Raw genomic sequence first — 6,804 nt, 5'->3', positions numbered from 1 at the left:
GGCGTGCGGAGGGCCGTACCGGGAGGCCGGTCGCGTGACGCCGCTCCACGTCGGCGTCACGATGCTGCCGTCCCGCTGTCGTCGTTCCGCTGTCGTCGTCCCTCGGTCACCGTCCCGCGTCAGCGGCGGCCCTTGAGGCGCTCCACCGCTGCGACACCGACAGCGGCGAGGCCGATCTGGAGGGCGAGCTCGATCCAGTCGATGCCCTTGGTGTCGGCGACGCCCAGGGCCCCGGCGAGAGCCGTGCCGACCAGCGCGGCGATGATGCCGACCGCGATCGTCCACAGAACACCGATGTGCTGACGGCCGGGGAGGACGAGGCGGCCCAGGACCCCGATGACGATGCCGATCACGACCGCGGCGACGATTCCGGAGATCTCCATTGTGCTGGCCCTTCTTCTGTTCTTTCTACACGACTGTCGAAAGAAGGTCTGCCCCGGTTCGGAGGGACCATTCCTGCCTCCGTGGACTCCTCCCCGCAGTCGCTCCAGCAGAGGGCCGACCGCAGGTCAGGTGATCCGGCGCGCAGGCAGCCGGTGGTCGAGGGCGCCGGCGGGGAGGACCTTGGTCGAATTGTGTTCGCGGACGATCCGCCAGCCGTCGGGTGTCCGGCGCCAGACCAGCGAGGAAGTGGTGCGGATGTCCGTGGTGGCATCCGGCAGGGTGATCCGCGCCACGAAGACGAGGGTGGACGCGGCCAGACCGAGGTCGGCGACGACATGCGGGCCGTCGTCGACGACATGATGGGCGGAGATCATCTCGCGGAAGCCGGGCTCCCAGATCGAACCGTATCCGGCGGCTGTCGTCGCCACGCGCTGCTCGGGGTCGAAATCGTCGTAGAGGCGGACGTCCGGGGAGTCGAAGTCGTAGAACTCGCCGAAGACGCGCCGGAAGTCGAAGGGGTCGTCGCCCGCGTTGCGTTCCCAGCCGAACACCCAACGGTTGTGCAGGTCAGCGATCAATCGTTCGTCAGTCATGCCTCGACGCTAGGGTCGCGGGCGAGATCCAGGCAGGGTCTGTCGCACCTACCCATCGGGACGGCGGATGCCGTGTCACAAGTGCCGTGTCACAGGTCCGATGGGCGCGGAGTCACAGGCCCGGTGGGCGCGGAGCACGGCAAGGCGCCCACCGGCTGCTGCGGTGGGCGCCCGTACGCTGTTGCTGGTTGTTATTTGGCGGTTGTCGGCTGTCGGCTATTGGCTGTCAGCCGAGCTCGGTGGGTGCGATCGTCAGCTCGGCGATGTTGACCCGGGCGGGTACCGCCACCGAGTACGTGATGGCGTCGGCCACGTCCTCCGCGGTGATGGCGGTGATGGCCGTACGCATGTCGGCCAGCCCGGCCCGGGTGGCCTCGTGCGCCATGCCGTCGCCGAGCTCGGTGACGGCGAAGGCCGGGTCGATGGAGCGGACCCGTACGCCGCGGGGACCGAGGGAGGCACGCAGGTTGCGGGTCAGCTGGCTGACCGCAGCCTTGGTGGCGCCGTAGACGGGATAGTCGGCGAAGATCACCTCGGCGGCGATCGAGCTCAGGTTCACGAGGTCGGCGGACCGTCCTGCTTCCGCTGCGTCGAGCAGGTCCGCGACGAAGGTCCGGCCGGTCGCCAGCAGACCGCGCAGGTTCACGTCGATCATCTGGTCCCACTCGGCGGTGTCCGCCTCTTCGAAGGGCGCTCCGAGCATCACCCCCGCGTTGGCGACGACCAGGTCGGGCCGTCCCAGGGCGGCGCGGATCGTCGAAGCGGCGGTGGTCAGTGCGCCGGGGTCGGTGACATCCACCGCGAGCGCCAGGACCTCGGCCGAGTACTCCTTGCGCAGGGTGGCGGCGAGGTCCTCCAGCAGCCCGGACCGCCGGCCGAGGAGAGCGACCGCCGCTCCGGCTGCGGCGAAACGGTGGGCGGTCGCGGCGCCGATTCCGGCGCTGGCACCGGTGATCACCGCGACGCGGCCGGTCAGCGGGCCGGAGGTCGCGCGGGAGGCCGCAGGGGAGGTGGACGGGGAAACGGTGGAGGAAGCGTTGTCTGTCATGGGACCGAGCATGTGCGGCGCCCCGGGGGCCAACCAGGGCGGTCCTGTCCAGGGTGTGCCACACCCAGGTAACCGATCGCGTGCGCGCCTATCGTTGTGGCATGGACAGTGGCAACGAGTTGGGGGAGTTCCTCCGCGCCCGGCGAGAGATGACCAGCCCGGACCGGGCTGAGCAGCCCTGGTCGGGCCGGCGCAGGACGCCCGGCCTGCGCCGGGAAGAGGTCGCGCAGTCGTCCGGGGTCAGCACCGACTACTACGCCCGGCTGGAGCAGGGGCGGGAGAGGCACCCCTCCGCGCAGGTGGTGCACGCCCTGGCCCGCGCCCTCGCGCTCAATCCCGAGGAGTCGGCGCACCTGCACCGGCTGGCTCGGACGGAGCGGGGTCCCGCCGCTGTCCGGCGGGGTGGCGGTGCGACCGTCGCACCGAGTCTGCTGCGTCTGATGGACGGCTGGCTGCACACGCCCGCGCTGATCCTCGACCGCCGGCTGGACGTGCTGGCAGGCAACCGTCTGGGACGGGCCCTGTTCGCCGCGATGCTGGATCAGGGTGAGACGAACCTGGTCCGGTTCACCTTCCTGGATCCGCTCGCCCGGGACTTCTACCCCGACTGGGAGCGGGTCGCCAGGTCCGGGCTCGCCGCGCTGCGCGCGGGCAGCGGCGAGCTGATGAACGATTCCCGGCTCACCGAGCTGGTAGGCGAACTCTCCCTGAAGAGCGCGGAGTTCCGCGAGCTGTGGGCCCGGCATGACGTTCGGGGCAAGGCCCGGGAGGCCAAGTCCTTCAACCACGAGCAGGTCGGCGAACTGACCCTGACGTACGACTCGTTCACCGTCGACAGCGCGCCGGACCAGCAGCTCATCGTGTACCAGGCCGAGCCCGGCAGCGCGTCCCAGCAGGCTCTCGCCCTGCTCGGCACGGTGGCCGCGGACCTGCCGGCGCTGCCGACCGCACCGTCTGATGACTACGCACGAAAGGGCTGAGGCCGTAGCCGTGGCCGGACGTGTTGCACATGTGGATGCACTCGTCCACGAGGCCTGTTGTCCCCCACGTGAGCTACACGCAACTGTCCACCCCGAGGGGAGGTTCGGGGGTACCGGCCGCACATAGCGTTCCCTCCAGTTGAAGGGGCGGTCCGGCCGCCGGTCAAGGATGGGAAACGTCATGTCACCGTGGGACGCACCGTCGGTGCAGTGGGTGAAGCGCCAGTTCTCGCAGTCACCGTTCGAGCCGACACGCCGGGTATGGCCGACCGGGGTGAGGCTGGTGGTCATGGTGGTGCTGTTCATCCTGGTGACAGGCCTCGCCGCGGGGACGAGGAGCATGGCGGGGGACGACCCGGTGCTGTCCCTGCTGTTCGGCGCGGCGACCGCGGCGATCGCGCTGACGGTCTACGCGGCGGCGGTACGGTTCCTCGAACAGCGGCCTGTCTCCGAACTGGACGCCGCCGATACCGTACCCGGTCTGCGCCGCGGCACCCTCGTCGGCCTGGGACTCTTCGTCGCGACGCTCGCGTTGATCGCCCTGTTCGGCGGATACGGCACCAAGGGCGGAGTGTCCGTGGGCGGTGCGTTCACCGTGCTGGGGCTGACGGCGGGGGTAGCGGTGGTGGAGGAGATCCTCTTCCGCGGCATCGTCTTCCGCTTCGTCGAACAACTGACGGGAACGTGGGGTGCGTTGGCGGTCTCGGGCGTGCTGTTCGGGGCGCTGCACCTGGTGAACTCCGGTGCCACGGTGTGGGGTGCGCTGGCCATCGCGATGGAGGCGGGCCTGATGCTCGGCGCGGCGTACGCGGCCACCCGTACCCTGTGGCTGCCGATCGGCCTGCACCTGGGCTGGAACTTCGCCCTGAGCGGCATCTTCGGCGTGACGGTCTCCGGCAACGAGGACACGCCCACCGGACTGCTCCGCGGTGTGCTGTCGGGGCCGACTGCGATCACCGGAGGTGGTTTCGGACCGGAGGCCAGCATCTTCGCGATCCTCGTGTGCGCGGTCCCCGCGGTCATGTTCCTGCGCTCGGCCCGGCGCCAGGGACGCGTCTACACCCGCAGTGGACTCCGCTCCGGGGGAACGCGCACGCTGTCCTGACCACACATCACTGCATGGGCCTGGCCTGCGAACCCGAAGAGGGGTTCGCAGGCCCTCTGCGATTGCGAAGCCGACCACCGACCATGGGGTTTGCCGTCACCCTCCTTGAGATCACTCCCTGGGAGTGCCGGTTCCGGCCAGAGGCATGGGCAGGGTGGTGTAACCGGGATAGGTGCCGGATGTGCAACCTGTCGCTTTGAGAGTGGTTGTCGTGCTGTCCCCGGCGTCGGGGCGTGCGCTGATGTTTCTGCATGTGTAGCCGCCGGCGCCGTTGAGGTAACGGACTTTCCCGGGTCCGTCGTAGGTGGTGGGTTCCCCGCATGAGTAACCCTCAAGAGAGTGGTCGGCGAAGACGCGAAGCAGCTGACAGTCGAATGTTCGCTGGTCGTCGGCTCGCGCGGTGCCGGCGAACAACAGGCCCGCGCCGGTGAGAGCGGCAGCGCCGAACAGGGGCGCGGTCCTGATGATCAGAGGAAGGCGCATGAGGGGGTCCTTTCACACGGAACGGGCCGGCCCACTCTGGATGTGCTCCGAGGCCCGGGGGAGGGAAGGTACTGCGCACTTCTTCTACCGGCGGCCGACACATGTCACCCCTTCTTGAGGCCGGTGCCACTCGCACGGGCCTGTAGCCCCACTCCCGCGAGCGAGACACGTTCCTCTCTCCAGGCGCCTCCAGGTGCCGTCGGGAAATGAGGGCGCGACGGCATGAGAAACGGCTCCGCCTCGGGTGGGAGGGGAGCCGTTCGGGGTGGTGCGTGATGTATGGGTGATCAGGCGTGGCGGCGGTTACCGGTGATGACGCGGTAGAGGGCCAGGAGGATGAGGGAGCCGACGATGGCGGCGATCCAGGTGGAGAGGTCGAAGAAGCCGTCGATGGAGTCGACGCCGAAGATCACCTTGCCGAGCCAGCCGCCGAGGAGGCCGCCGGCGATGCCGATGAGGATGGTGATGATGATGCCGCCCGGGTCCTTGCCGGGCATGAGCGCCTTCGCGATGAGGCCCGCGAGCAGACCGATGAGTATCCAGGCGATGATGCCCATGGTTGTGTCTCCTACCTGGTCGTATAAAGACTGTGTCAGGACTTCCGTGTGTTCAGCGGAGACGTTTTCAAACGCGGCGCTCCAAGTTCATGTGCCCGGGACCGACTTGAACAGCTGAGGCACATGGAAGACGCCGCCGCAGAGCACTGCGAAGCTGCTTGCGCCCATACCCGGAAGCCTGTTCGCCGCGACTCGCCGACCCCGAGCGCCAGGTTGCCGGGGGTGCCCCTATGGGTTTCGTCAAGGTAATCGGGCTGTGTTTCGGCGCGTGGCAAGGCAGCATGATGTGATGCCTGACCTGCTGTGGGATGACGTCAAGAGATTCTTTGCTCCCGATCTGATGGGATCGCTGCCGGACGTCCGTGTCCCGGATACCTCGGTGGAGGACTGGCAGGCGGTGCTTGATCTCATTCGGTCACAGGGGTGGTCGTGTGAGTACTCCGAGGACGGTGTTGCGGTCCGGCTGCCGAGAGCTGCGGAGATGCTGGTCCGCGGTGAGGGTGCCGACGCGTTGCTGAGGGTCTGGCCGGTCTCTGGTTTCCTCGTGATCTTTCGGGCGTATGAGGCTGGCTCGATCGACTTTGACGTTGATTTGCGGGAGTTGCAGGGTCAGGACGGCGTGGATGTGCTGTGCCGTCTGCTGCGGGCAATCGGGCGTCGGCTCGGTAAGCCAGTATTGCTGAGCCCGGAGTCCGATCCGCTCCACCCGATTCTCGGCTTCGACGTCGAGGCCGACCATGTGATGCTACTGGCGCGTCCGCAGGTCACGTGACCGCCACTGGCTGCAGCTGGTAGAAGGTGCCGTCGCGGAGCATCGCGAAGAGGACGTCGGCCCGCCGTCGGGCGAGGCAAAGCAAAGCCTGGGTGTGGTGCTTGCCCTGGGCGATCTTCTTGTCGTAGTAGGCCCGGGATGTCGGGTCGCCCAGGGCCACAAACGCGGAGAGGAAAGGGGCCCGTTTGAGCTGCTTGTTGCCTCTCCTGGAGGGTTGTTCGCGGTAGATCGACGATCCGGAATTGCGGGTCGCGGGTGCGAGTCCTGTATAGGCGGCGAGGTGGCCGGCGGTCGGGAAGGTGCTGCCGGCGCCGACCTCGATCAGGATCCTGGCTCCGGTCCTGACGCCGACTCCTGGCATCGACGTCAGGACCTTGGAAAGAGGATGGTCCTCCAGCAGTTCCTCGATCCGCCCGGCCAGCAGCTTGCGTTGGTCGAGCACGGCCGCCAGGGAGGCGGCCAGGCTCGGGACGATCAGCGCGGCCGCCTCGATCCCCGGGACGGTCACGGTCTGCTCGTCCAGCGCGGCGAAGATCTCCTCGACCAGCCGCTCGGCCATCCGCGGCGCCTTCGGCCGCAGCAGCGTGACCAGCCGCCGTCGGCCTACCTTGCGCATCTGTGTCGGTGACCGAACCGCTCCAGCAAGGTAAGGACGGCTGGGTGCTGCAACCGCGGTCCCAGGGCCCGTTCCAGCGACGGATAGATCTGGTTCAGTTGTTTTGGGTGTTTTGGTGTGGTGTCTGGGTGTTGTGTTCGTGGTGTGTTTCGTCCTTTCGGGTGTCGTTGTCGGTGTGGTCGTCGGTGCAGTCATCTGGGTTGGGGGTGTTGCTGTCCCATGCGATGGGTGGTGTGGGTGCGGTGATGGTTTGGGGGTTGTGGGAG

Annotated in this window: 8 protein-coding genes and 1 pseudogene; 3 read left to right on the top strand and 6 right to left on the bottom strand. The window is 68.1% G+C overall.

Annotation, left to right across the window (positions count from 1 at the left end; all coding sequences use genetic code 11):
* Positions 1 to 119: 119 nt before the first annotated feature.
* From FGF04_RS37910 to FGF04_RS37900, 3 genes are all read right to left on the bottom strand, one after another.
* The gene (locus tag FGF04_RS37910) at positions 120 to 383 is read right to left on the bottom strand and encodes a GlsB/YeaQ/YmgE family stress response membrane protein (RefSeq protein WP_149515934.1); all 264 of its coding nucleotides are present in this window, start codon (positions 381 to 383) and stop codon (positions 120 to 122) included.
* 126 nt (positions 384 to 509) lie between these two features.
* Complete coding sequence (locus tag FGF04_RS37905) at positions 510 to 977, bottom strand: Cif family virulence factor (protein WP_149515933.1); 468 nt, start codon at positions 975 to 977, stop codon at positions 510 to 512.
* 226 nt (positions 978 to 1,203) lie between these two features.
* The gene (locus FGF04_RS37900) at positions 1,204 to 2,025 is read right to left on the bottom strand and encodes an SDR family oxidoreductase (protein WP_149515932.1); all 822 of its coding nucleotides are present in this window, start codon (positions 2,023 to 2,025) and stop codon (positions 1,204 to 1,206) included.
* A gap of 101 nt (positions 2,026 to 2,126) precedes the next feature.
* Here FGF04_RS37900 and FGF04_RS37895 point away from each other — a divergent pair, with 101 nt between their 5' ends.
* Together FGF04_RS37895 and FGF04_RS37890 are read left to right on the top strand one after the other, a co-directional pair.
* Positions 2,127 to 3,005 carry a helix-turn-helix transcriptional regulator gene (locus FGF04_RS37895; protein ID WP_149515931.1) on the top strand — a complete coding sequence of 293 codons (879 nt, stop codon included), beginning with the start codon at positions 2,127 to 2,129 and terminating at the stop codon, positions 3,003 to 3,005.
* Between the two features lie 181 nt (positions 3,006 to 3,186).
* Positions 3,187 to 4,110: a CPBP family intramembrane glutamic endopeptidase gene (locus tag FGF04_RS37890; RefSeq protein ID WP_223146449.1), complete on the top strand. Its 924-nt coding sequence runs from the start codon at positions 3,187 to 3,189 to the stop codon at positions 4,108 to 4,110.
* A 111-nt stretch (positions 4,111 to 4,221) separates the two neighbouring features.
* On the opposite strand, the gene FGF04_RS37885 is transcribed toward FGF04_RS37890, so the two are convergent.
* Together FGF04_RS37885 and FGF04_RS37880 are read right to left on the bottom strand one after the other, a co-directional pair.
* Positions 4,222 to 4,593: a hypothetical protein gene (locus FGF04_RS37885; RefSeq protein ID WP_149515930.1), complete on the bottom strand. Its 372-nt coding sequence runs from the start codon at positions 4,591 to 4,593 to the stop codon at positions 4,222 to 4,224.
* A gap of 287 nt (positions 4,594 to 4,880) precedes the next feature.
* Positions 4,881 to 5,150 (bottom strand): GlsB/YeaQ/YmgE family stress response membrane protein, encoded by a 270-nt coding sequence (locus FGF04_RS37880; RefSeq protein WP_149515929.1) that lies wholly within the window; start codon positions 5,148 to 5,150, stop codon positions 4,881 to 4,883.
* Between the two features lie 289 nt (positions 5,151 to 5,439).
* Between FGF04_RS37880 and FGF04_RS37875 the strand changes: the two genes are divergently transcribed.
* Positions 5,440 to 5,922, top strand: coding sequence for a hypothetical protein (locus FGF04_RS37875; protein WP_149515928.1), 483 nt, complete (start codon positions 5,440 to 5,442; stop codon positions 5,920 to 5,922).
* Here the strand turns inward: FGF04_RS37875 and FGF04_RS37870 are convergent.
* Positions 5,915 to 6,636 (bottom strand): annotated as a pseudogene (locus FGF04_RS37870) (transposase); the annotation flags it as partial. The gene FGF04_RS37875 and the pseudogene FGF04_RS37870 overlap by 8 nt on opposite strands.
* Positions 6,637 to 6,804: the final 168 nt, after the last annotated feature.

Source organism: Streptomyces apricus, from assembly GCF_008369065.1.
In the GTDB taxonomy this organism is placed as follows: Bacteria; Actinomycetota; Actinomycetes; order Streptomycetales; family Streptomycetaceae; genus Streptomyces; species Streptomyces apricus.
The sequence above is the reverse complement of the archived record's forward strand: the minus strand, read 5'-3'. Positions and strand labels throughout refer to the sequence as shown.

Bases quoted from the DNA above. Each gene is read 5' to 3' on its own strand.
- FGF04_RS37910 (WP_149515934.1), bottom strand. From the start codon at position 383: ATGGAGATCTCCGGAATCGTCGCCGCGGTCGTGATCGGCATCGTCATC.
- FGF04_RS37905 (WP_149515933.1), bottom strand. From the start codon at position 977: ATGACTGACGAACGATTGATCGCTGACCTGCACAACCGTTGGGTGTTC.
- FGF04_RS37900 (WP_149515932.1), bottom strand. From the start codon at position 2,025: ATGACAGACAACGCTTCCTCCACCGTTTCCCCGTCCACCTCCCCTGCG.
- FGF04_RS37895 (WP_149515931.1), top strand. From the start codon at position 2,127: ATGGACAGTGGCAACGAGTTGGGGGAGTTCCTCCGCGCCCGGCGAGAG.
- FGF04_RS37890 (WP_223146449.1), top strand. From the start codon at position 3,187: ATGTCACCGTGGGACGCACCGTCGGTGCAGTGGGTGAAGCGCCAGTTC.
- FGF04_RS37885 (WP_149515930.1), bottom strand. From the start codon at position 4,593: ATGCGCCTTCCTCTGATCATCAGGACCGCGCCCCTGTTCGGCGCTGCC.
- FGF04_RS37880 (WP_149515929.1), bottom strand. From the start codon at position 5,150: ATGGGCATCATCGCCTGGATACTCATCGGTCTGCTCGCGGGCCTCATC.
- FGF04_RS37875 (WP_149515928.1), top strand. From the start codon at position 5,440: ATGCCTGACCTGCTGTGGGATGACGTCAAGAGATTCTTTGCTCCCGAT.